The organism is Desulfuromusa ferrireducens, assembly GCF_055389805.1.
In genome coordinates, this window is record NZ_AP042415.1 from 3,270,593 (window position 1) to 3,293,353 (window position 22,761).

The window sequence follows — 22,761 nt, forward strand, 5'->3', positions numbered from 1 at the left end:
ATCCGCTAACTTTTCTATGAAATAACTGGTCTCCATGAGAATCGATTTCAGCCTTAAAGATGCATTAGCGTGGCGATTTGTGGTTGTCGCTATTCTTCCCCTTTTGATTGTTAGCATCGTTTCCTTTAATTACTTTATCCGCGAAACCGAACATCGCCTGTCTCGTGAAAATTTCTCAACGGCCGAATCGATAGTCGCTCAGATCTCTCTGGAGTTACAGGAAGCACATATCCTGATTCGCGAGCTTACTCGCATGTACTCGCACATGTCGCCCGCGTCGGCAGAGTTCAACAACTACCTCAACGATTTAATTATAGACAACAACTCGATTGAATCGATTTTTGTCCTGGACAAAGGTGGCCATGTTGTCGCAACGGGTATACCGAACGAGTTTGGTGTTAGCAATGATGATTACCTTGGCCAAGATTTCTCGTTGTTGCCGCAGGTTAGAAATGCCCGAACACGTGTCGGTGTTCATTGGTCCAAAGCTTTCTTTTCGAAACTTACTGGACGAATTTCACTCGCTATCACCAGCCGAATCAACGATGGCTTGGTTATAGCTTATATAAATATTGAACAATTGCATCGGCGCTTTGTTCCGATGCTTGGCGATCAGCCATCGCATCTATTGCTTCTTGATCAACAGGGGAAGCTGGTTTTTCAATTACCGCAAATGGCTGTTCCGGAATTGGTTGATCTGAATCATTTACAACCAGTTTCAGCGGCGCTGAGCGGTAAGCTTGAGACGTCGCGCTATGAATTAAACGGTAAGTCCTACTTAGGAACCGCCATCCTTATCCCGACTATTGACTGGATCGTTCTGTTTGGTCAGGAGCGCTCGGGGTTATCGAATATCGTTTCCCGCCTGCAAATTGTTTTTATCAGTTCTCTGCTGCTTGCGTTTCTCTTGAGTATTTATTGGGCACGATCCTTAGCTAGAAAAATCGTTCGGCCAATCTCGGACCTAGCAGAAAGCGCTGAGTCTTTCGCACTTGGGGATTATCGTTATCCTCTGCCTTACGGCAATCACCTTGAGATAGACAATCTGTCTGACAGCTTCCGTAGCATGCGCAAAACCATTGACGAACGGGAGAAAGCGCTTCTACAGAACAAAGAGTATTTTTCGCGCCTTTTTAATGGGGTCGCTGATGCCATTTTGATTTCCAAGCGCAACCCGAATGGCACACCAGGCAACTTCATCGAAGTCAATGATGTGGCCTGCCAATTGCTCGGTTATTCCCGGGAGCAGTTCAAAGCCCTTACTCCTTATAACACCAATCGAATCTGTCAGGATGACCCTCAAGCATTCAAGTTGATTCTTGATGAAATATCTCAAAACGATAAGACTCTGTTTAAAACGGAACTGTTTTCTGCGGATGGTGAATGGCTGCCGGTTGAAATAGGCTGCCAGTTGTTCGAACTCGATGGCCAGCAAGTCTATTTTTCCGTAGCGCGTGACATTACCTTGCGTGAGAAATATGAAACCTCTATCAAAACTCTGGTTCGCAGTACTGTCGGACTGACGGGACAGGCCTGCCTGGATGAAATTGTCCAGAATCTCTGTGATTGGTTGGATGCTGATGGCGCCAGCATCGGTATTGTTGCTGGTGATCGTTTGCAGATCCAATCCAGTTATTTAAACGGCCAGCTGAAATCACCTTTTTCGTTACAGCTTACAGGAACACCTTATGCTGAAATTTTGGCTGGAGAGTATCGTTTTTACACAGAAAACTCTTCGACGCTGTTTCCGGCGTTAAGCCAGTTCAAGTTGACTAAAATTAAGAGCTTTATCGGGATTCCGATGATCGGACACGATGGACAGGTGTTGGGTGTTGTCAGCGCTTTTTCCCGTCGGGCGATGGGTGCGGTGCCACATGTTGAAGAGTTGTTATCTGTTATTGCGTCTCGGGCTGCGGCTGAATGCGAACGGCTCAACTACGTCCGTGAACTGGCGAACAACGAAGAGATGTTGCGGACTCTGTTCAACTCAACTGCCGAGGCCATCGTCGGCATCGATCTGAACGGTGACTGTGTTTTTTGCAATCCATCAACGTTGCACATTCTCGGTTACGATGATGAATCAGAATTGATCGGTCAAAGTTTCTACCAATTGGTTGATAACGATCAACTGCGCGAGATGACGGCCACTGGTTGTGATTGTCCCTTTATGACGGCGATTGAACGTGAGGGAAAGGTTGTAGGAGCCGATGGCGTCCTGTTGCGCAAGGATGGTCAGGAGATACCGGTTGAATACTGGGGCCACCAGATGTTGCGCGATGGCGAGCTGGTCGGTGGGGTCATTACCTTTATCGATATTTCTCGCCGCAGGACCCTTGAAAAGCAATTACAGCACTCGCAACGGATGGAGGCCATCGGCACCTTGACCGGCGGTATTGCTCACGATTTCAATAATATCCTAACGGTTATCTCTGGTTATGCCGGTTTGTTACAGTCGCTTTACATTGATGATAAACAGTTGTTACCGAAAATCAGTAAGATTGCCGAGGCTGCCGACCGCGGATCTAAACTGACCCACGGATTACTTGCCTACAGCCGTAAAAAATCAGGACCTTCAACGCCGGTAGATTTAAACCAGCTGGTTCTTCAAGTCCAAGACCTGTTCGGTAAAGCGATCGGTGAACACATCGAAAAACAGCTGACCCTTTCCGAGCAAAAGTTATTTGTTCTTGCTGATACATCCCAACTAGAACAGGTCCTGGTCAACCTGGCGACCAATGCGCGTGATGCCATGCCCGGTGGTGGGGTGTTGGCGATTAAGACTTCTAGATCAACAATTGACCGGGATTTTTGCTCCGCCCATGGATATGGCGAGCCTGGAGAGTATGCCTTGATTACCGTAGAAGATAACGGAATCGGCATGTCCAAGGAAATCCTACATAATATTTTTGATCCTTTTTATACCACCAAAGACACAGGTAAGGGGACCGGGCTCGGTTTGGCGATCGCGTGGGGAGTTATCAAGCAACACAAAGGCTATATTCTGGTCGACAGTGAGTACAACAAGGGCTCAATATTCAGGATTTACCTACCACTGACAAAACGTAAACCACTGCAGAAACACACTCCTGTCATGGGAGAGCTTCCCGGTGGCAAGGAAACAATCTTATTGGTTGAAGATGACTTGCAGGTCCTTGAGACTACCTATAATATTTTAATTTCTGTCGGCTATCAGGTTATCACAGGGAATTGTGCTGATTCGGCATTGCAAACTCTCGACAGTAAAACGCAAAAAATTGATCTGATCCTGTCCGATGTTGTTATGCCAGGGATTAAGGGCAGCGAATTTTACCAGGAAATCAGGAATAGAACCGGTGTCCCGGTGATATTTATCAGTGGTTACACCTTTGATACACTACGCGACCAGGGCCTGGTCGGTGATGATATTATCCTCCTGAACAAGCCAATCGCCCCCCTGTTATTGCTGACAAAAATTCGCGAAACCATCGATCTAAACCAAGACAAAACTGCCTGTTAATTCCCCCCCCAGCTTCCCATTGTGTAGAAAATTCTACAGCGTCACTGTTGGATATTCTTCGCTTTTCTTAATCTTACCAATAGGATCTTATAAATTATCAGCTAGTTACCGTTGGCACGAATCCTGTTTATTAAAAATCAAGAATATATTCCTAATTGATGAAGGGGATCCATCCATGAGTTTGAGAAATATGTGTGTTGCTGTGTGTTGCGTATCTGCTGTTATTGCTGCGACTGCCTACGGTGTGATGACAACACGGACCGTTGATCCCGCCGGGTTAGCAATGACTGAACTGCAAGTAGAAAATATGACTTGCGGTTCTTGTGTGGCAAAAATCACCGCGGGATTGAAGTCATTATCCGGAGTACAATCGGTCGATGTCAGTGTCACTACGGGGACCAGTAAGATCACCTTTGATCCACAGCTTATCGATGCCGAAAAGTTAGCCGCAAAGGTTACGTCGATTGGGTTTCCTGCAAAAGTAGGACAGCTCCTTAGCAGTGAACAATATCACTCCCTACAATCAGAAGAATCCAAGTTGTCAGCTGATTATGTCGCCCGTATTGGTGAGAAATTAGTTTCCCGAACTCATTTCAATCAAGAGATAGAAAAATATTTCATATCGACTGGCCAGCAAGACAGTCCAGAAGCCCGTGTACGGGTGATCGGCTCCGTTTGGCAGACGGTTGTGCAGAGAACTTTGTTGCTGCAGGCAGCTGCGGGAAATCAGGTTATTGTGCAAAATGGTGAGGTTGACCTGCGGATTCAAAGGATGCAGCAAGGGATGCCAAAGATGGATGACTTTATTCGCAGCCGTTATGGAACCGCTAAAAAATTTCGCCAGCAATTAAAGGAAGATATGGTGATCAACCGCAATATCGAACAAAACGTAATTGCGCAGATTAAGGACGGTCGCCAGCGACAGGAAAATTACAATAAATGGTTTCAGGGACTGGTCGATAATACCTCGATCATTATTTACGATCAGCAACTCAAGCAAACAGCCAGTTCAGCAGGTGGATGTGGTAGTGGCGGCGGTTGTTGTGGCTGAGGTTTATGTGTCTAAATATCAAGGAGCAATTGCATGAGTGATCAACGACAAGTCAAAAGAGAACAATTTTCGGAGCAGAAACATAAGAAGTTTGGCGGTAAGGTTTTCGCCTTGCTCGCGATCGTCGCGTTGCTCGGCGGCGTAGGCGTGTTTCTTTTGACAGGCGGCGCAACGCAAGGAAACGCCAGCCTCAAAAGTGTGAACGGTGAAATCCGAATAGACTTGAATAAAATAGACGACGGACAAGCGCATTATTTCAGTTATGCATCCTCAACAGGGGAGATTCCTTTTTTCGTCATTAAAAGTGTTGATGGCGTGATGCGCGCTGCGTTTGACGCTTGCGATGTCTGCTACCGAGAGAAAAAAGGTTATCGGCAGGAAGGGGACATGATGGTTTGCAATAACTGTAATATGAAATTTCGTTCTGACATGATCAATCAGGTAAAAGGCGGTTGCAACCCGGCGCCACTCAACCGACGCATCGAAGGCAAGCAACTGGTTATTACCGACTCTGATCTCCTTAATGGGGCTTGGTATTTTGGTGGTTAATCACGGAGAACTCTGTTTATGAAACTTGAATCGATTGCCTTGAATAATTTACGTCGCCGAAAAAGCCGCATGGCTTTTCTGGTGATTGGTCTGATGATCGGTGTTGCCACAGTTGTTACTTTGATTTCACTGTCCAATGCGTTAACTGAAGACATCCAGCACAAGATGGAAAATTATGGGGCCAACATTCTGATCACCCCAAAGAGCGACACTCTTTCGTTGAGCTATGGTGGCATCACTCTGGGCGGCGTAGCCGTCAGTAGCGATGAAATCCGACAGTCGGATTTAGCGAAAATTATGACAATTCCCAATAGTCGAAACATTGCCGCAGTTGCCCCGAAAGTTCTCGGCGCAGTTGTTGTTGGCAATGAAAGGTTACTGCTTATGGGGGTTGATATCGATAAAGAATTTCACCTTAAACGGTGGTGGAACATCTCCGGCGCACCGGTAACCGAAGATTCACAACTGGTTGCCGGTCAAGCAGTGGCGACAAAGCTTGGTCTCGTCACTGGTTCGACCCTGGATATAGCAGGTGAAACTTTTCATATCAGTGGCATCCTCAGCAAGACCGGTTCTCAAGATGATCAATTGCTGATTGGTTCCCTGCCAATGGCTCAACGCCTGCTGCATAAAGAAGATACGGTTTCTTTGGTCGAGGTGGCAGCCTTATGCGCCGATTGTCCGGTGACTGACATGGTCACGCAGATCAGTACCGTGCTGCCGGATGTTGAAGTAAGTGCAATTCAACAAGTCGTTAAGACGCGGATGCACACCCTCGAGCAATTTCGTACCTTTTCCCTGGCTATTGCCGGGGTGGTCCTGCTGATCGGTGCTTTGGTCGTCTTTGTCACTATGATGGGCTCTGTCAATGAGCGTACCCGCGAAATCGGTATTTTTCGTGCTCTCGGCTTTCGACGCTCCCATGTTATCCGTTTGATTCTGCTCGAATCATCAGTCGTCAGCTTGATCGCCGGCTTGCTTGGTTTTCTGGTTGGTATGACAGCGACAGAAATCATCTTACCGTTTATGACCGAACACCAGGTCCACTTGTCATGGAATCCGATTTTGGCTGGTTCTGCGATGTTGCTGGCGTTGTTGATCGGTTGCGCGGCGTCTTTCTATCCGGCCTTACAAGCAAGTCGGCTCGATCCAACCGAAGCACTGCGCGCTTTATAGGAGTCTTCATGTCATTTATTCAAACAACCCAGCTCGGCAAAACCTTTCACAATGGTGCCGTTGAAGTGTCCGCACTCGATTCTGTCAGTTTACAGATTGATGAAGGCGCATTTTTAGGTGTGATGGGGGCTTCCGGTTCGGGGAAAAGCACATTTTTGTCGATATTGGGTGGCTTGTGTCATCCGACAATGGGGCAAGTGCAGGTTGATAATATTGACCTATATTCTCTCCGTAGTGAAAAACGTGCTGATTTTCGCCGTGAATACCTCGGTTTTGTTTTTCAATCCTTCAATCTGATTCCATACCTCACCGCACATGAAAACGTGATGTTGCCTTTGGCGGTAAAAAAAATGCCCGTTAAAGAAAAACGAGAAATGGCACTAAATGTCTTGCACCGTGTCGGCCTGGATAAACGCACCAATCATCTGCCCAGTCAACTGTCAGGGGGAGAACAGGAGCGGGTCGCGATAGCCAGGGCGCTGGTCAATGCCCCACCGTTGATTTTGGCTGATGAGCCAACCGGAAGTTTGGACAGTGCGACCAGTAAAGAAATTATGGACCTTTTTCAGGATCTTAACAGGGAAGGGCAGACCATCGTCATGGTGACGCACAATGATGAAATACGCGACTATTTTAGTCGTACCCTGATTCTTCGTGACGGACGTATCGATACCGACAGTGCTGATAGCGTCGAGATACTCGCAGAAGCAGGATAAAAATGATTTTACTACTGTTGGTTATTCTCGCCGTGGTGCTTTGGTCAATACAAGCTGAAGTTGAGCCGGAGAGTAAAACTGAGGAACAGGTAAAGACGTCCTGTCCGGCATGTCGTCGGCCGACAGAAATTGACTGGATGGTTTGTCCGTATTGTCAGCAACGTTTGCGTGAAGCCTGTAGCCAATGCCACAAAGGTAAATTGATCAATCATCAATATTGCCCTTTTTGTGGGTCAGCGCAGGGGGGGGGGTAATGAAGGCACGACATAAAAATCTATTCTTTTATCTCTTCATGTCAATGCTGCTACTGGTCATTATTGGTTATAACTTCTGGTCCTTCCGTTGCGGCTATTGCACGATTTCGTCTTTACTATCATTCAGTCCTCCGGCACTGCTGTTGCTGGCCGGTATCCTTATCGCAGCAGTTTTTCTCTTAATCGTAAAAGTCAAAAACAAACAATTACGTCGACAACAGTACTGTCATTGCGGGGCATTGTTGCGTAAGCAATGGAATCACTGCCCGACATGCGGGCAGGGCCGAAATTGCTAAAAAAACTGGTCCGATTTTTTATCTGTCCCGCCGAATCAGGGGAGATATTTTTCCAACAGTGACAGGGTTGGCAGCACCGCAAGTTGTTCTGCTAATTGCTCGATCTTCTGCTGTTCATCCCCGGTAACGCTGTCCAATACCCCTAACAATTCATCAGAGGTCAAAGAGGCAAGGGTGTGGGCCACGGTTTCTTCGGCCAGGCTTTTACTGCTTGGCATGTTATTTATGAGGTATCCAGCTGTTGGCAGATCCATGTTGCGGGCAGAAAATAACGTCAGCAACGTATGATTGATGGTTCCCAGGCCTGGGCGGCAAACCACGAGTAAGGGCAGTCCTAGCGCACGCGCAAAGTCGGCCATCAGCAGCCCCCCGGCCAGAGGGACCATCAAGCCGCCAGCGCCTTCGATGATGGTGAATTCGTGTTCTGCTATTAATTGCTGGGTTTGCGCTACCAAGCTGCTGTAATCAATGCGGACTTGCTCTTTTGAGGCGGCCACCGCCGGTGCCAATGGTGCACGCAAGCGATAAGGTGAAAGCTGATCGTCAGTTAAATTGCTGCTTGCGGCCCATTTTAACAATTTAGCATCCGGCCCCAATTGTTGCGGGTCATCAACCCCGGTTTCGGCGGGTTTCATAACACCAACCTTGACGTTACGGTCGCGGATAAACCTAGCTAGGGCGGCCGCAAATAAAGTTTTTCCAACCCCGGTGTCGGTCCCCGTAATGAAGAGTCCTTTGGGCTTGTTAGTGGCAGGCATTTATCGTTACCTCGGCATCCTTTAGCATTTGCAAATCTATTTCACGATTTCGTCCAGTCGTGGTCAGGTAATTACCGACCATAGTGCCACTGGCTCCGGCCATGAAAATGGCCGATTGGAATTCGCGTAAATTCTTTTCTCGACCGCCACAAACAGTAATCCGTTTGGTCGGTAGTAAATATCGATAAAGGCAAATTATACGCAGGCAATCCATCGGCGTCAGCAACTGTGCATCCTGTAGTGGCGTGCCAGGGACCGGGTTGAGGAAATTCAACGGGACAGAGTCGACATCAAGCTCTTTTAAGGTGAGAGCCAATTCGATCCGTTGGTCTGTCGACTCACCAAGGCCAAAAATACCACCACAACAAACCTCCATCCCTGCTGATTTTGCACAGCGTACGGTATCAATATCTTCTTGATAGTCGTGAGTCGTGCAGATCTCCGGGAAGAAGGAACAGGCGGTTTCAAGGTTGTGGTGGTATGTTTTGCATCCTGCATCCATTAGCGCTTTAGCAGCATCAGCATCAAGAATTCCAAGCGACGCCGACGGAGCAATTTTTGTCTCTTGCCTGATTTGGCGCAGGGCCGTCAGGATACTTTCAAATTCCTCGCCAGGCTCTATCCGGGTCCCGCTGGTAACAATTCCGTAACAGTGATTTCCTTCTTCTTGCGCTTGCCTCGCCCCTTGGACAATCGTCGCGACAGATTTTAACGGGTAAACAGGACTGTCAGTTTGATGGTGCGATGATTGTGCACAGAAACTACAATTTTCTGAGCAGCGCCCCGACTTAGCATTGATAATTGAGCAGAGATCGATGTTGTCACCGAGGTGGTGTTCTTTGATCATGTGCGCACCGGCCATAAACGCTGACAGCTCAGCACCTTTGGCAGACATGATCTGGCGAGCTTCGGACATTTCGAGAGCATCGCCATTCATCGAACGGTTAATTATCTGTAAAACTAGTTTATTCATGGGAAGTTTATCCTTTCAATTTGATGCTGCAGATTACAGATAGTTTCCTCCCATGTCAACCGGCCACAAACTCCAGGTTTACAAGAATCTTCATCAACATGGAAGACTGAACAACTACCATTTATGTGTTTCTCCTATCTCATATGGCATTGACAGGTCATACCAGTGGTGATAAAACATGATTTTATAATTCATATGAGGTGTTCTGAAATGGTCAAAAAACTAATCGGCAGAAAGCTGAAATACTCGCGTTTAAAGCGGGATAAAACAATACAACAACTTGCTGAAAACTCGCGGGTTTCCTCCAATATGATCTCCAGGATTGAACGGGGTTTGACTACGCCTTCAGTTGAGATCTTGATGAAGCTGGCAGATTCCTTGGGTTTAAGCCTGAGCTATTTTGTAGAAGAAGCTGAAAAGGGCAGTACTGTCGTCTATACTCCGGCAGAACAAGGTGAGCCGATCTTCTTTTTTGAAGACAAACACCAGATCAATAGTTTGACGCAAGGCTTACGTGATCCTGGTTTTTCAGTGTTTGTCGATACGCTAGAACCCTATTGCGATAGCGGTGAAGGGGGGATGGTTCACACTGGGGAAGAGTTTGCGACTGTGCTCGAGGGTTGTCTTGAATTTCTTATCGAGGGTGAATCATATACCCTTGAAAAGGGTGATTCTATCGGCTTTAAGGCCTCTCTACCCCATAGCTGGAAAAATCGCAGCAGCGAACAGGCCAAAATCCTCTGGGTCGTTTCTCCGCCGCCGAATGTCTAATTAAATCATAATGTAATACAGTTATAGCGGGAGACAAAAGATGCAAGTAAAAAAAATTGTCGGTAAAAAACTCAAAGAAATCCGCCTTAAGCAAGACATGACAATACAGATTCTTGCTGAGAAATCACAAGTGTCTTCAAATATGATCTCGAGGATTGAGCGCGGACTAACGATCCCTTCGGTAGAAATTCTGATGCGCCTGGCGACGGTTTTCGATAAAAGCATCAATTATTTTGTCGAAGATGTTTCAACGTCGCACGAAATCGTACATACCCGTCCAGGGATGCGAGATAAAACCGTATATGATGATGAACACAATATGCACACCGAGTCTTTTACTTCAGGGCTGCGTGATCCTCAGTTCATGTCGTTTTTTTGCACAGTGCAAAAAGGTGGCAGCAGTGGCCAGCAGAATATGTATCACCCTGGAGATGAACTCATTTACCTGCTTGAGGGACGTTTGAGGATGACGATCGTCAATGAGGTTTATGAACTTGAAGCGGGGGATAGTCTTTCCTTTAAATCGCATCTGCCACATCGCTGGGACAATGTCGGTGAAGAGGATGCAAAAGTCATCTGGACGCTCTCTCCATTTACGATTATTTAACCACCCATAAAGGCCCAACTGCTTGAAATTTTAGCTACTCTTGTTGACATGTGATTTTCATATTGTATAGTCGTCACAAGTAACTCTCATTTCAGCAGCCAAAACAACACCTCCAGGGGGCAACATGAACAAGTCAGAACTGGTGGAAGCACTGTCGATTAAAAAGAACCTTACGTATAAAAAATCAGAACAGATTGTTAATCTGATTTTTGATTCCATGTCACAGGCCTTGATAGATAAAGATCGGATTGAAATCCGTGGCTTTGGTAGTTTCATGATCAAAGACTATAAGGCCTATATGGGACGCAACCCCAAAACCGGTGAAGTGATACAGGTTAAAGAGAAAAGGCTACCTTTTTTCAAGGTGGGTAAAGAGCTTCGGGAACGGGTCGACAGTTAATAGTCTTTTTATAGTAATATAAGCCACTTACGGAACCGTAAGTGGCTTTTTGGGTTTCTGGAGAACGCTATTTTGCGTCATTACGTCATATCGCCCAGAAAAGATTAGTTTGTTTAGTTAAAAACTTTCTTATCTTGACATGAAAACTATGTTATTATAGAAACTTAAGAGTCGAACTATTAATCTGGCACACATATTGATAGATGATCATAGCTATCCTTAGCTTGATGCAAATGCCTTTTTGTTGTAATAGAGGATTTTGTTGCACCAAAGATTAAATATGACGTAGGGGTTCACAGATTTGAAAATCACCTTGCATACAAAATCCAAACTTTTTTCCATCTTTGTCATTCTCTTGGGATTATGCACCCTGTATAGCGTCACGGCATATGCAACTCCGACTCAATATGGTGTCAGTGGGCTGATAAATCAACCTACGGCCGACACTCTTGATTCCGGTAATATTTCGGTCGGTCTTTGGGCGAATAACTCGAAGCGGGCATCCAGTGACGGAGCATTAATCTTTCCGGTCAGTTTAACGTTGGGACTCGGAACCTTTTTAGAAGCTTATGGCTCATTCCCGAACCTGCTTTTTAATAACGAAGAAAGCCTGAGCGGAAGGGGGTTTGCTAACCTCGGTTTCAAAGCTCGTATTTTAGGTAAGCGCTCATCCCCCTATAAACTTGCCATTGACCTACAAGCGCGACGACATATTGCTGATGATGCCAATCAAGATGGCCTTACCGATATCCTTGCTCGTACAATTGTAACAATGAAAAAAGGCCGCTATGGTTTACATCTCAACGCGGGCTTTCTAAAAAATGACGACAGCCTAGGTGCCGATGATCAGATTGTAGCAGCGGCCGGTATTGAATATTTCCCGATGGCTCGTTTACGCCTGATTGCTGAACTGGAAGGCGCAACAGAACGTATGGCCGGGATGGACAGTGAAATGGAAGCGATGGCCGGTCTTCAATATTTCTTTTCTCCCCACCTGACATTTCATGCGGGTTTTGGAACTGGCTTTTCAGACACTTCTGCTGACTGGCGTTTTATTGCCGGTATATCAAGCAGTCAAGGGATAGGAACCTTTACCAAGCCGATACCGCGGGTCATAGAACCTGTTCTGCCTAAGAATCAGTCTGCCAAAGCAGCAAAGAAACCTAAATTCAAGACCATAAGTCCCTTATTGCCAATGTCACGGCTCGGCAAACCGGAACCAAAAATTGAGACTGAGTTGCCGGTTAATCCAGGTGAGGAAGAAGTTGTTGTTCAGCCGGAGAACCAAATCAAACTGGCGAGCAACGTATTGCCGGCAACGCTTCCAGTTAGCCCAGTATCGTCTCCAGTGCCATCAGTAAAGGCCAAGCCAGAAGTTGGTTTTAAGGCTATTAAACCGATTAAGACCGTTGTTTATAGAAAATTCCGATTTGATGATGTGAATTTTGCCTACGACCAACACTCTTTGTCTGAATCTGGTCTTTCTGCGGTCGCACAGGTTGCAGCATCTTTACGTAAAGAGAAAAAATGGTTCCTTATTCGAATTAATGGGCATACCGATTCGATTGGCTCAGAAGAATATAACAATAAGCTTTCTTACCGCCGAGCGATCGGTGTCGGCCGTCAACTCGTTGTTCATGAAGGTTTTGATCCCGCCCGAATCTTCATAAAAGGTGCAGGGGAGGCAGAACCACTTGCCAGCAATAAAACAGCTGCTGGACGGAAGAAAAATCGCCGTGCAGAGATCCTTGTTTTGTTACCGCAAAAAGGAGAGTAGGGGGATGAAAATCATAACAACCCTGCTTATGATCCTGGCTGTTCCGTTAGCCTGCCTTGCCGGTCAAACGACCGAAATTGACAAGTTTCTAGCTAGCAGAACTATCGCCGGACAGATTTATTTTGCTGACCGCATCAGCGAGTTATCAACTGCGAACAAAATTATTCTCGACAGATTGACAGCAACGTTAAAACAACAGAAATCTTCACGCCTGATCCGGGTAGAAGGCTTTGCTAGCAAAATTGGTCAAGATGAAATGAACTTTGACCTTTCCATGCAACGTGCCCTGGCAGTAAAGAATTATTTGCAGCAGCATGATCTCGCCGTTGAGTTGTTTTTAACTGGCTTTGGCGAGAAATTATCCGCAGATGATAAACTCACAGAACAGCGGCGTGTTGATATCGCCATCTATAAAAGAAATAAGGTGGCTATTGAGCTATTTAAAGAATCCGGTCGAGCCGAAAGGTTTATCATTCGATGAGTCAGGTTAATTTTGATGGATTGAAAGATAGCCCCTTATTTAAGGGGATGAGTGGTGCTGACGTCAAATGTCTTGAAAGTATCTTCTCTGTCAGGCGTATTCCAGAGGGAAAAACTATTTTCATCGAGAATATGCCTGGTGAATCTCTCTATCTCATTAAGCAAGGAACGGTCAGGATTTCACGCATGCTTGCCGAAGGTGACGAGCAAGTCCTGATTGTCCTTAGTCCTGACGATGTTTTTGGTGAGATGGCGGTCCTTGATGGCGGAAAGCGTTCAGCAACCGCGCGTATCGCCGAGGATGCTATCCTGTATGGATTGACCCGCAAAGATTTTGAAAAACTTGCCCAAGAAGACCCTCGTCTAGGTCTGGCGCTTACTCTGAATATTGTCAGGATTTTCAGTAGCAGAGTGCGCAATTCGCAAAAGGATTATCGGGCCATGTTGTTGGTCAGTTTGAGTCGAAAGTAATATTTTCGGAGTCTACTTATGATGCGCCTAGTGTACGCTCTCTTGGTTCTACTTCTTTTGACGGCCTGCTCTTCAGTTGTCATAAGCCCTAAACCGCAAGCAGAGCATCAGATTGATAACGATGGTCAGCGGATCGGCCAAACGGTAAAAGGTGTCCACCTGACGGCAACAGTTCGGGAAGCCAGTATTCGACCTGCACCAATTGAGCAAAATTATTGCTCATTCTGGGTCGAATTAACTAATCAACGCAATGTACTGCTTCCGCTCAGTATCAGTGATTTCCTGTTGATTGATACGCAAGGCCATCAATACAAGGCTGCCGATCCCGACGAACTACTCGAACGACTTACCCTTGATGCTCCATATTTGATTCCATACCCCTACGTTGGTTTTTATTATTTACAGGATTCCTTCCGCTCCAGGGTAGATAATCTGTTTACTAGTGAAAGCCGATATTTCGCCTCAAGAAGTCCAGATTTCATCAAGACAGATGCCTTGCCGATAGCAGACATATTGCCTTCGTCAACGGTCGTCGGGACCCTGTACTTCCCCGCCGAGTTACGTAACATGGAAGGCTTTCAGTTACGCTATCAGATAGGCCACCTGCCAGGGCAAAAGTCTTTTCAAATCTCCCTTCCTTTTACGGTTGAGAAAAAATGACCCACAGTATATATTTCGCCCGAGTTGTTAAGCGGTAGTTCTGATTATGGATTTACCGCTTTTTTATGTTTTCAGGCTGACAATTTGGCTTAAAAAGAGGTGATCATATGTCGGCATTACTGAGCCAACAGTTGCTATTCGGCTTGCTTGGTGGCCTCGGTCTGTTTCTCTTCGGCATGAAAACCATGTCGGACGGATTGCAAAAAATTGCCGGCGACCGGATGCGCAAAATTCTTGCCGCGCTGACCAATAATAGACTTATTGGTACATTGGTCGGAATCGGCGTAACAGCCATAATCCAATCATCCAGCGCAACAACCGTTATGACGGTCGGTTTTGTTAACGCCGGCCTGCTTTCTCTGACGCAGGCCATCGGCGTTGTGCTCGGCGCTAATATCGGCACCACCGTCACCGCCCAATTGATCGCCTTTAAAATCACCAAGTTTGCCCTGCCCGCAATCGGCATTGGTGCCGGACTTAAGCTCTTCAGCAAACGCAAAAAATACGTTTATATCGGCGAGATAATTCTCGGTTTCGGTATCTTGTTTTTTGGTTTATCGACCATGAAACACGCTTTTGACCCACTTAAGGCGAGTGAAGAATTTAGGCAGCTGTTTCTCTTGGTCGGCGACTACAAATTGCTCGGTGTGCTAATTGGAGCCCTGCTGACAGTTATCGTCCAGAGCAGCAGTGCAACGATTGGCATCACACTGGCGCTGGCGACTTCGGGACTCCTTTCTTTTGAGGCCAGTGTGGCTTTGATTCTGGGAGAAAATATCGGCACAACGATAACCGCCAACCTTGCAGCTATCGGGACCAACCTTGCAGCCAGACGAACGGCTTTCGCACACTTTCTATTCAATTCTATCGGCACTCTTTACCTGCTATTGCTGTTCCCTGTTTATCTTAAGTTTATCGCTGCGATCACCCCTGGAGATGCAGATTTCGCCATCCAAACCCAAGCCCAGGCAGAGAGCTTTTCTGCAGCGATCGGTGACAAACCTTACATCGCCCGGCACATAGCCAACAGTCACACCATTTTTAATATTCTCAATACGTTGATATTCCTGCCCCTCATTGGCGTTTTGGCCAAGCTATCGACACTTATCGTCCGTGGTCGGGACGAAGTTGAAACCCTGCAAGTTAAATTTATCGATAACCGGGTTTTGAACACCCCGCCGATTGCCATTGGACAAGCTCGACGGGAAACCCAACGAATGGCCAACATTACCTTGGAGATGCTGGAAAAAACGACCCGTTTCCTTGAGGATGGCGATACCAAAGCGATACACGGCTTGGAAAAACGGGAAGAGTTGGTTGATATGCTGCAAAAAGAGATCACCGATTTCCTGGTCAAATTGTCGCAGCATTCGATTTCTACCGAAACCTCCGAATCGATCGGCTCGCTGATGCATATGGTAAACGATCTGGAGCGGGTTGGTGATCACTGCGAAAACCTCTGGGAATTGGGCTTACGCAAAATCGAAAGTAAAATTTCTTTTTCCGAAACCGGCGAAAATGAAATCGCTGCTATCGGTGATAAAGCCAAGGAATTCCTGCTTTATATCATTGAATCGATGGAGAGGACCGATTCGACCGCTAGCGACTCTTCCGTTGCCACTAAATCGATGGAATACGAAGATGCGATTGATGATATGGAACGGACCATGCGGGTCAGCCATATTGCTCGTCTAAATACTGGAGAGTGTGCCGTACAGCCAGGTTTGATCTTTATTGACATCCTGCACAATTTCGAAAAGATCGGTGATCATACTTTTAACGTTTCTGAGGCCGTACTCGGAGAAAAATAAATTGTTTGCGGCTATCGACGTTGGCAGCAACACCCTGCGGATGCTTATCGGTCAATGCACCGACAGTGGCATCCGAGCAGCAAGTTACCATCATCTGATCACCCGTCTTGGCGGCGATTACTCACCAGCAAAGGGTCTTGCTTCACAGAGTATGGAGCGGACCCTTTCTGCATTTACGGCCTTCTCGCAGCTGCTGCAAAATCATCCAGAAGTCCACGTCAGGGCTGTGGGAACAGCGGCGCTACGGAGGGCAAAAAACAGTCCACACTTCATTGCCATGGTCAAAGCACGGACAGGTCTGACTATTGAAATAATTAACGGGGCTGAAGAGGCGCGATTGACTTGCACTGGGGTTCTCTCGGTATTAAATCAAAGTCCTGCTGCATTGATCGTTGATATCGGCGGAGGGAGCACTGAGTTTGTTTTTTATGCTGATCAGAAAATTTGGTTCAGCCAGAGTTATCCCGTTGGTGTTGTCCGCCTTTGTGAAGAAACAACTGGCGATGCGGCAAGACAGCACAAGATTCAGCACCTCTTAAAGCAATTGCTGACCGATCTTCAGTCGACCGGAATTTCCAAAGCACAACTGAAAAACTGCCAGTTGGTTGGAACAGCCGGGACAATAACATCTCTTGCGGCGATGAATCTGAACCTGCTTGAGTATGATCGATTGCGGGTCAATAATCACCTGCTCGATGTCGCATGGCTGACGAAGACCCATACCTATTTGCAACAACTATCGGTTGCCAGGCGTGAACAGTTGCCAGGAATGGAGCTCGGCCGGGGCGACCTGATTATTCCCGGTTTGGAATTGATCATTGGCTTGTGTCGTCACCTCGACAAGCAGTTAATTCAAGCTGCGGATGCCGGGGTTCTAGAGGGAATTCTGCTTGATTTTTGCCTCGATTGATCTGATTGACAGATAACTCTCAATTGCCTATTATTCGGGCTCGCTTTACCAATATTTAAGGTCATTAAAATTACAAGGATTTTTATGCAGAAAGTTATCCTCTCTGGCAATGAAGCCATCGCTCGCGGTGCGTACGAAGCGGGTGTCCTGGTCGCTTCGGCCTACCCAGGCACTCCAAGTACCGAAATTCTGGAAAACACCACCCAATACACTGAAATCGATGCCTCCTGGGCACCAAATGAAAAGGTTGCTTTGGAAGTCGGTATCGGTGCCTGTTTTGGTGGCGCCCGTGCGCTGGTCACAATGAAGCATGTTGGCGTTAATGTCGCTGCCGACCCGCTTTTCACCCTGTCTTATGCTGGCGTGCGTGGCGGTCTGGTTCTGGTCGTCGCCGATGATCCGGAGCTGCATTCCTCGCAGAATGAACAGGACAGCCGCAACTACGCAAAATTCGCCAAAGTGCCGATGTTCGAACCGGCCGACAGTCAAGAAGCTCTCGAGTTTACCAAGCTGGGCTTTGAGGCGAGCGAGCAGTTTGATACGCCGATTTTTTTGCGCAGCACCACGCGGATTTCGCATTCGAAATCGATTGTCACCCTTGGTGAGCGCAAACAGGACATTCCACGACCGAGCCTTGAACGGAATCCAGCAAAGCTAGTGATGTTGCCCGGCAATGCCCGGAAGCGGCACTACGCAGTTGAAGCTCGTCTGCTGGAGATGGAAGAGTGGTCCTGTCAGCAACCGTTCAATCGGGTAGAAAAAGGGGCAGGGAAGGTTGGCGTCATTACCGCTGGCGTTTCATACCAGTACGTCAAAGAAGTGATGCCGGATGCCGATGTTTTGAAAATCGGCTTGGTCTACCCATTGCCTAAGCAGATGATCCGCGACTTCGCTGCTAATTACGAGACCCTCTATGTTGTTGAGGAACTCGATCCATTCATCGAAGAGCAGATCCGGGCCATGGGCATCAGTGTTATCGGCAAAGACAAGCTGTCCGTCTGTGGCGAACTGACACCCGGCCGGCTGCAGCAGGGGCTATTTGGAAAAAACTCACCGACAGAAGACACTTCTTCCGAACTCCCGCCGCGCCCGCCGAACATGTGTCCCGGCTGTCCGCACCGTGGCGTGTTTATGGAACTTAACCGCGCCAAGGCTTTTGTCACTGGCGATATCGGCTGCTATACCCTCGGTTTCATGCCACCGCTTTCGGCAATGGATACCTGTATCTGTATGGGCGCCAGTATCGGCAATGCCACGGGGATCAGCAAAGTTCTTTCCGAAGAAGATCAGCGCAAGGTCGTTGCCGTCATCGGTGATTCGACCTTTCTACACACCGGCATCAACGGTTTGATGGACATGGTCTATAACAAGTCCGCGTCGACAGTGATCATCCTCGACAATCGGATCACCGCCATGACCGGCCGTCAGGAAAATCCGACCTCCGGATACATGTTGAACGAACTGGAAACCTATCGGGTCGATATTGAACAGCTCTGTAAAGCGGTCGGCGTTAAACACATCAAAATTCTTGATCCCTACGACATTAAACTGACCCGTAAAACTATCCGTGAAGAGATGGCTCGACCTGAGACGTCGGTGATTATCACCACCCGGCCCTGCATGCTGGTACCGCGCGACAATATGGACAAGCGGATGCCGCTGTATGTCGATCACGACAAGTGTACCGGCTGCAAAGCCTGTCTGCGGCTCGGTTGCCCGGCAATTACCTGGGATGAAGAAAACAAGAAGTCGAATATCGATAAGATCATCTGCGTCGGTTGTAAAGTCTGTCAACAGACTTGCGGTTTTGATGCCTTTACGGAGTGTGGTGAATCATCATGAGTGATGTGAAAAATATTCTGCTGGCAGGTGTTGGCGGACAGGGGACTTTGCTCGCCAGTGAAGTCCTTTCCGAGGTCATGATGATGGCCGGGATGGACGTAAAAAAGAATGAGATTCACGGCATGTCGCAGCGCGGCGGCAGTGTCGTTTCTCACGTTCGCTACGGGAAGAAGGTTTATTCATCGATTATCCCGGAAGGTGAAGTCGACATCCTGTTCAGCTTTGAATTGCTGGAAACCTGTCGCTATCTGCCTTTGCTGCGCAAAAATGCCCAGGTTATCGTCAACAACCTGAAGATCGCTCCGCCTTCGGTCGCCTTGGGCAAGCAGGCATATCCCGAGGGCCTGGCTGACAAAATTGCCAAGCAGTTCCCGGCGACCATCGTCGTCAACGGCCTCGACCTGGCCCTGGAAGCGGGAAATCCAAAAACCGTCAACACCGTCCTGCTTGGTACGCTGTCTAATGTGCTCGATATCGATTACGAGCTCTGGATTCAAGCCTTGAAAAAGATGGTTCCAGCCCGACTGCTGGACATCAATCTCAAGGCGTTTGAGCTTGGCAGAAACCTTAAGTGATCTCAGTCGATTCGGTTATTAAAGGAGTCTCCAGATGATCTGGAATGATGAGTTTGAAACTCTGCCACGTGAAGCGATTGAGTCGCTCCAGTTAAAACGTTTACAGCAGACAGTTGAGCGCGTCTACGCGACCGTGCCGTTTTATCAAGAGGCGTTCAAAAAAGCCGGAATAGTCCCTGCGGATATCAAACGCCTCAGCGACCTGCAACGCTTGCCATTCACTCTGAAGCAGGACATGCGTGACAGCTATCCGTACGGACTGTTTACCGTGCCGCTGGAGCAGATCGTCAGGATTCACGCCTCCTCCGGCACCACAGGCAAACCGACGGTGGTCGGTTACACCCGTCGAGATATCGATACCTGGACCGAACTGATGGCGCGCTCCTTTGTCGCCGCTGGTGCCCATAAAGGTGATGTCATCCACAATGCCTATGGTTATGGCCTGTTTACCGGTGGCCTGGGTGCTCACTACGGTGCCGAACGACTCGGTGCTTCGGTTATTCCGATGTCGGGTGGTAACACCAAAAAGCAGTTGATGATCATGCAGGATTTCGGCTCGACAGTGCTCACCTGTACCCCATCTTACAGCCTCTTTTTAGCCGAGGTAGCAGCGGAAGAGGGGATTGATATTCGGAACCTTAAGCTGAAAGTCGGCATTCTTGGCGCCGAACCCTGGAGCGAGCAGATGCGCCAGGAAATAGAAGAAAAACTAAATATCAAGGCAATCGATATCTATGGTCTTTCGGAGATTCTTGGACCTGGCGTCGGTATTGAATGTATCGAAGCGCAAAACGGGCTGCATATCTGGGAGGATCACTTCCTGCCGGAAATTATTGATCCTGAAACCGGCGAAGTACTTCCGGACGGTGAGAAGGGTGAGCTGGTTATTACCACTATCACCAAGGAGGGGATTCCGCTGATCCGTTACCGGACCCGTGACATCACGCGCTTGTTCAAAGAGCCGTGTATCTGTGGTCGTACCCACGCCCGGATTGAACGCCTCAGCGGCCGCACTGATGATATGCTGATTATCCGCGGCGTCAATGTCTTCCCCAGTCAGATCGAATCAGTGCTGTTTAACATCGAAGGCGTTGAGCCACACTACCAGCTGATTGTCGAGCGTGTTGGAACTCTGGACACGCTTGAGGTCCAGGTTGAGGTCAATGAACAGAGCTTCTCCGATGAAATCAAAGAACTGCAAGGCTTGTCGAATAAGATACGCAAGGATATCAAGGATTTGCTGGGTGTGACCTGTAAGGTTCGACTGGTTGAACCGAAAACTATTACCCGCAGTGAAGGTAAGGCCAAGCGGGTTGTCGATAATCGTCCAAAAGCATCTTAAGGAAAAGGAAACTGACAATGAAAGTTGAACAGATTTCTATTTTTATTGAAAATAAGTCTGGCCGCTTGGCCGAGGTCTCCGGAGTTCTCGGGCAAGCCGGGGTAAATATCCGCGCGCTCTCGTTGGCCGATACTTCGGATTTCGGTATTCTGCGGTTGATCGTAAACGATACCGATAAAGCATTTAAGGTGCTGCGCGAGCAGAATTTTACCGTCAGCAAAACAGAGGTCATCGGCGTCGGCGTCCCAGATACTCCGGGCGGGCTGTCCTCCATCCTGCAAATCCTCGATCAAAACGACGTCAATGTTGAATATATGTACGCCTTTGTTGAGCGTTCTGGCGACAATGCGGTTATTATTTTCCGTTTTGACAATATCGACGAAGCGATCGATGTGCTGAAAAGCAATGGTGTAAAAATCATTGAAGGCAACAAGTTAACATCAATATAGTGCTAAAAAACAGCAATTTGAACACTACTACTTGACTGGATAGTTGAGCCTTATGGAAAGTCATACAAGCTTCTGGAATGCTGAAGCCGAATGCATGCCCCGCGAGCAATTACAGCAATTGCAGCTGCAGCGCCTTCAGCAAACCCTTCACCGGGTAGCAGATAACGTTCCCTGTTATCAGAATAAGTTTAAAGAGTGTGGATTTGCCGCCACTGATCTGGAGTCGCTTTCGGATCTCGCTCAACTGCCTTTTACCACCAAAGAAGACCTGCGCCTTAATTATCCCTATGGCATGTTTGCGGTGCCGATGCGCGAAGTGGTGCGAATTCATTCATCGTCCGGCACCACCGGCAAACCGACGGTGGTTGGATATACCCAGGAAGATATCCACGTCTGGACCGAGCTTGTGGCCCGTTTTATGACCGCTGCCGGGGTCAGCAATGAAGATATTGTCCATATCGCCTTTGGCTACGGTTTGTTCACCGGTGCCTTCGGATTGCATTATGGTTCAGAAGCGATTGGCGCCTCGGTTATCCCGATTTCCGGCGGAAACACCGACAAACAGTTGATGATCATGCAGGATTATCGTTCATCTGCACTGGTTTGTACGCCATCCTATGGATTAACCCTTGCCGATCGCATGGAAAAACAAGGGATCGATCCGAAATCCCTGGCCTTGCGGGTCGGCCTGTTCGGTGGCGAGCCCTGGAGTGAGCAGATGCGTATCGAGCTGGAAAGTCGGCTCGGTATCCTGGCCACTGATAATTACGGCCTGTCGGAGGTTATGGGGCCAGGAATTGCTGGTGAGTGTGCCTGCAAGCAGGGCATGCACTTGGCGGAGGATCACTTTATCGCCGAGATTATCGATCCCGACAGCGGCGCGGTGTTGCCGGAAGGTTCGATTGGCGAACTTGTGCTGACCAGCCTGACGAAACAGGCATTCCCGATGATCCGCTATCGGACCCGCGATATTACCCGCTTGAACTACGATGTTTGTGCGTGCGGTCGCACCTTGGCACGGATGGAAAAAACCCGTGGCCGCAGCGATGACATGTTGATTATCAAAGGGGTCAATGTCTTCCCGACGCAGATTGAGGAAGTTCTGTTTCAGATTGAAGGCTGTGAGCCTCACTATCAGTTGGTTGTTGATCGAATCGACAATCAGGATCAACTGGAGATTCTGGTTGAAGTGAACGAAAAAATCTTCTTCGACGAGATGAAGCAGCAGCGCTCTTTCGTTGTCAACGCGGAGAAGCGGATTCACTCGGCGCTCGGCCTCAGTGTGAAGGTCAAATTGGTCGAACCTTCCAGCATCACACGCCACGAAGGCAAGGCTTGTCGGGTTTTTGATCGACGGAAAAACTAACCTTGACAGACCGCTGTAAATACAAGATAAT

General features: G+C 47.9%; 22 protein-coding genes. 20 read left to right on the forward strand and 2 right to left on the reverse strand.

The window, feature by feature from the left end; translation table 11 throughout:
• Nucleotides 1-34 precede the first annotated feature (34 nt).
• From ACZ5PT_RS14680 to ACZ5PT_RS14705, 6 genes are all read left to right on the forward strand, one after another.
• Entirely contained in the window at nucleotides 35-3,496 is a 3,462-nt protein-coding gene (locus ACZ5PT_RS14680) for a PAS domain S-box protein (RefSeq protein WP_464263778.1), read from the forward strand.
• Between the two features lie 175 nt (nucleotides 3,497-3,671).
• Nucleotides 3,672-4,547: a cation transporter gene (locus ACZ5PT_RS14685; protein WP_464263779.1), complete on the forward strand. Its 876-nt coding sequence runs from the start codon at nucleotides 3,672-3,674 to the stop codon at nucleotides 4,545-4,547.
• Between the two features lie 33 nt (nucleotides 4,548-4,580).
• Nucleotides 4,581-5,096: a Fe-S-containing protein gene (locus ACZ5PT_RS14690; RefSeq protein WP_464263780.1), complete on the forward strand. Its 516-nt coding sequence runs from the start codon at nucleotides 4,581-4,583 to the stop codon at nucleotides 5,094-5,096.
• A gap of 18 nt (nucleotides 5,097-5,114) precedes the next feature.
• Complete coding sequence (locus tag ACZ5PT_RS14695) at nucleotides 5,115-6,272, forward strand: ABC transporter permease (RefSeq protein WP_464263781.1); 1,158 nt, start codon at nucleotides 5,115-5,117, stop codon at nucleotides 6,270-6,272.
• Between the two features lie 8 nt (nucleotides 6,273-6,280).
• Nucleotides 6,281-6,988, forward strand: coding sequence for an ABC transporter ATP-binding protein (locus ACZ5PT_RS14700; protein WP_464263782.1), 708 nt, complete (start codon nucleotides 6,281-6,283; stop codon nucleotides 6,986-6,988).
• A gap of 2 nt (nucleotides 6,989-6,990) precedes the next feature.
• Nucleotides 6,991-7,242: a double zinc ribbon domain-containing protein gene (locus ACZ5PT_RS14705; protein ID WP_464263783.1), complete on the forward strand. Its 252-nt coding sequence runs from the start codon at nucleotides 6,991-6,993 to the stop codon at nucleotides 7,240-7,242.
• 331 nt (nucleotides 7,243-7,573) lie between these two features.
• Here the strand turns inward: ACZ5PT_RS14705 and bioD are convergent, their stop codons facing one another.
• Both bioD and bioB read right to left on the reverse strand, forming a co-directional pair.
• A complete protein-coding gene (gene bioD / locus ACZ5PT_RS14710) occupies nucleotides 7,574-8,296 on the reverse strand; it encodes a dethiobiotin synthase (protein WP_464263784.1) in 723 nt (240 codons plus the stop codon).
• Nucleotides 8,283-9,269, reverse strand: a complete 987-nt coding sequence (bioB, locus tag ACZ5PT_RS14715) for a biotin synthase BioB (protein ID WP_464263785.1) — start codon at nucleotides 9,267-9,269, stop codon at nucleotides 8,283-8,285. Before bioB ends, bioD begins: the two co-directional genes overlap by 14 nt.
• 210 nt (nucleotides 9,270-9,479) lie before the next feature.
• Between bioB and ACZ5PT_RS14720 the strand changes: the two genes are divergently transcribed.
• From ACZ5PT_RS14720 to ACZ5PT_RS14785, 14 genes are all read left to right on the forward strand, one after another.
• Entirely contained in the window at nucleotides 9,480-10,040 is a 561-nt protein-coding gene (locus tag ACZ5PT_RS14720) for a helix-turn-helix domain-containing protein (RefSeq protein ID WP_464263786.1), read from the forward strand.
• Between the two features lie 40 nt (nucleotides 10,041-10,080).
• Nucleotides 10,081-10,647 (forward strand): helix-turn-helix domain-containing protein, encoded by a 567-nt coding sequence (locus ACZ5PT_RS14725; protein ID WP_464263787.1) that lies wholly within the window; start codon nucleotides 10,081-10,083, stop codon nucleotides 10,645-10,647.
• Between the two features lie 124 nt (nucleotides 10,648-10,771).
• Entirely contained in the window at nucleotides 10,772-11,047 is a 276-nt protein-coding gene (locus ACZ5PT_RS14730) for an HU family DNA-binding protein (protein ID WP_464263788.1), read from the forward strand.
• A 301-nt stretch (nucleotides 11,048-11,348) separates the two neighbouring features.
• Nucleotides 11,349-12,824 (forward strand): OmpA family protein, encoded by a 1,476-nt coding sequence (locus ACZ5PT_RS14735; RefSeq protein ID WP_464263789.1) that lies wholly within the window; start codon nucleotides 11,349-11,351, stop codon nucleotides 12,822-12,824.
• Nucleotides 12,825-12,828: 4 nt separating this feature from the next.
• Nucleotides 12,829-13,305, forward strand: coding sequence for an OmpA family protein (locus ACZ5PT_RS14740; RefSeq protein ID WP_464263790.1), 477 nt, complete (start codon nucleotides 12,829-12,831; stop codon nucleotides 13,303-13,305).
• Nucleotides 13,302-13,775 carry a Crp/Fnr family transcriptional regulator gene (locus ACZ5PT_RS14745; RefSeq protein ID WP_464263791.1) on the forward strand — a complete coding sequence of 158 codons (474 nt, stop codon included), beginning with the start codon at nucleotides 13,302-13,304 and terminating at the stop codon, nucleotides 13,773-13,775. Before ACZ5PT_RS14740 ends, ACZ5PT_RS14745 begins: the two co-directional genes overlap by 4 nt.
• An 18-nt stretch (nucleotides 13,776-13,793) precedes the next feature.
• Nucleotides 13,794-14,435: a hypothetical protein gene (locus ACZ5PT_RS14750; protein ID WP_464263792.1), complete on the forward strand. Its 642-nt coding sequence runs from the start codon at nucleotides 13,794-13,796 to the stop codon at nucleotides 14,433-14,435.
• A 107-nt stretch (nucleotides 14,436-14,542) separates the two neighbouring features.
• On the forward strand, nucleotides 14,543-16,246 hold the full coding sequence (locus ACZ5PT_RS14755) for a Na/Pi cotransporter family protein (RefSeq protein WP_464263793.1): 1,704 nt from the start codon (nucleotides 14,543-14,545) through the stop codon (nucleotides 16,244-16,246).
• 1 nt (nucleotide 16,247) lies between these two features.
• Nucleotides 16,248-17,156 carry a Ppx/GppA phosphatase family protein gene (locus ACZ5PT_RS14760; protein ID WP_464263794.1) on the forward strand — a complete coding sequence of 303 codons (909 nt, stop codon included), beginning with the start codon at nucleotides 16,248-16,250 and terminating at the stop codon, nucleotides 17,154-17,156.
• 84 nt (nucleotides 17,157-17,240) lie between these two features.
• Entirely contained in the window at nucleotides 17,241-18,998 is a 1,758-nt protein-coding gene (gene iorA / locus ACZ5PT_RS14765; RefSeq protein ID WP_464263795.1) for an indolepyruvate ferredoxin oxidoreductase subunit alpha, read from the forward strand.
• Nucleotides 18,995-19,573 carry an indolepyruvate oxidoreductase subunit beta gene (locus ACZ5PT_RS14770; RefSeq protein ID WP_464263796.1) on the forward strand — a complete coding sequence of 193 codons (579 nt, stop codon included), beginning with the start codon at nucleotides 18,995-18,997 and terminating at the stop codon, nucleotides 19,571-19,573. Before iorA ends, ACZ5PT_RS14770 begins: the two co-directional genes overlap by 4 nt.
• A 34-nt stretch (nucleotides 19,574-19,607) precedes the next feature.
• Nucleotides 19,608-20,915: a phenylacetate--CoA ligase family protein gene (locus ACZ5PT_RS14775; RefSeq protein ID WP_464263797.1), complete on the forward strand. Its 1,308-nt coding sequence runs from the start codon at nucleotides 19,608-19,610 to the stop codon at nucleotides 20,913-20,915.
• 17 nt (nucleotides 20,916-20,932) lie between these two features.
• Entirely contained in the window at nucleotides 20,933-21,364 is a 432-nt protein-coding gene (locus ACZ5PT_RS14780; protein WP_464263798.1) for an ACT domain-containing protein, read from the forward strand.
• A gap of 52 nt (nucleotides 21,365-21,416) precedes the next feature.
• Nucleotides 21,417-22,730 (forward strand): phenylacetate--CoA ligase family protein, encoded by a 1,314-nt coding sequence (locus ACZ5PT_RS14785; RefSeq protein ID WP_464263799.1) that lies wholly within the window; start codon nucleotides 21,417-21,419, stop codon nucleotides 22,728-22,730.
• Nucleotides 22,731-22,761 lie beyond the last annotated feature (31 nt).

Coding starts and splice junctions, on each gene's coding strand:
- ACZ5PT_RS14775 (WP_464263797.1), top strand. CDS start 19,608: ATGATCTGGAATGATGAGTTTGAAACTCTGCCACGTGAAGCGATTGAG.
- ACZ5PT_RS14780 (WP_464263798.1), top strand. CDS start 20,933: ATGAAAGTTGAACAGATTTCTATTTTTATTGAAAATAAGTCTGGCCGC.
- bioD (WP_464263784.1), bottom strand. CDS start 8,296: ATGCCTGCCACTAACAAGCCCAAAGGACTCTTCATTACGGGGACCGAC.
- ACZ5PT_RS14755 (WP_464263793.1), top strand. CDS start 14,543: ATGTCGGCATTACTGAGCCAACAGTTGCTATTCGGCTTGCTTGGTGGC.
- ACZ5PT_RS14750 (WP_464263792.1), top strand. CDS start 13,794: ATGATGCGCCTAGTGTACGCTCTCTTGGTTCTACTTCTTTTGACGGCC.
- ACZ5PT_RS14690 (WP_464263780.1), top strand. CDS start 4,581: ATGAGTGATCAACGACAAGTCAAAAGAGAACAATTTTCGGAGCAGAAA.
- ACZ5PT_RS14770 (WP_464263796.1), top strand. CDS start 18,995: ATGAGTGATGTGAAAAATATTCTGCTGGCAGGTGTTGGCGGACAGGGG.
- ACZ5PT_RS14695 (WP_464263781.1), top strand. CDS start 5,115: ATGAAACTTGAATCGATTGCCTTGAATAATTTACGTCGCCGAAAAAGC.
- ACZ5PT_RS14705 (WP_464263783.1), top strand. CDS start 6,991: ATGATTTTACTACTGTTGGTTATTCTCGCCGTGGTGCTTTGGTCAATA.
- bioB (WP_464263785.1), bottom strand. CDS start 9,269: ATGAATAAACTAGTTTTACAGATAATTAACCGTTCGATGAATGGCGAT.
- ACZ5PT_RS14745 (WP_464263791.1), top strand. CDS start 13,302: ATGAGTCAGGTTAATTTTGATGGATTGAAAGATAGCCCCTTATTTAAG.
- iorA (WP_464263795.1), top strand. CDS start 17,241: ATGCAGAAAGTTATCCTCTCTGGCAATGAAGCCATCGCTCGCGGTGCG.
- ACZ5PT_RS14700 (WP_464263782.1), top strand. CDS start 6,281: ATGTCATTTATTCAAACAACCCAGCTCGGCAAAACCTTTCACAATGGT.
- ACZ5PT_RS14680 (WP_464263778.1), top strand. CDS start 35: ATGAGAATCGATTTCAGCCTTAAAGATGCATTAGCGTGGCGATTTGTG.
- ACZ5PT_RS14725 (WP_464263787.1), top strand. CDS start 10,081: ATGCAAGTAAAAAAAATTGTCGGTAAAAAACTCAAAGAAATCCGCCTT.
- ACZ5PT_RS14730 (WP_464263788.1), top strand. CDS start 10,772: ATGAACAAGTCAGAACTGGTGGAAGCACTGTCGATTAAAAAGAACCTT.
- ACZ5PT_RS14740 (WP_464263790.1), top strand. CDS start 12,829: ATGAAAATCATAACAACCCTGCTTATGATCCTGGCTGTTCCGTTAGCC.
- ACZ5PT_RS14720 (WP_464263786.1), top strand. CDS start 9,480: ATGGTCAAAAAACTAATCGGCAGAAAGCTGAAATACTCGCGTTTAAAG.
- ACZ5PT_RS14685 (WP_464263779.1), top strand. CDS start 3,672: ATGAGTTTGAGAAATATGTGTGTTGCTGTGTGTTGCGTATCTGCTGTT.
- ACZ5PT_RS14785 (WP_464263799.1), top strand. CDS start 21,417: ATGGAAAGTCATACAAGCTTCTGGAATGCTGAAGCCGAATGCATGCCC.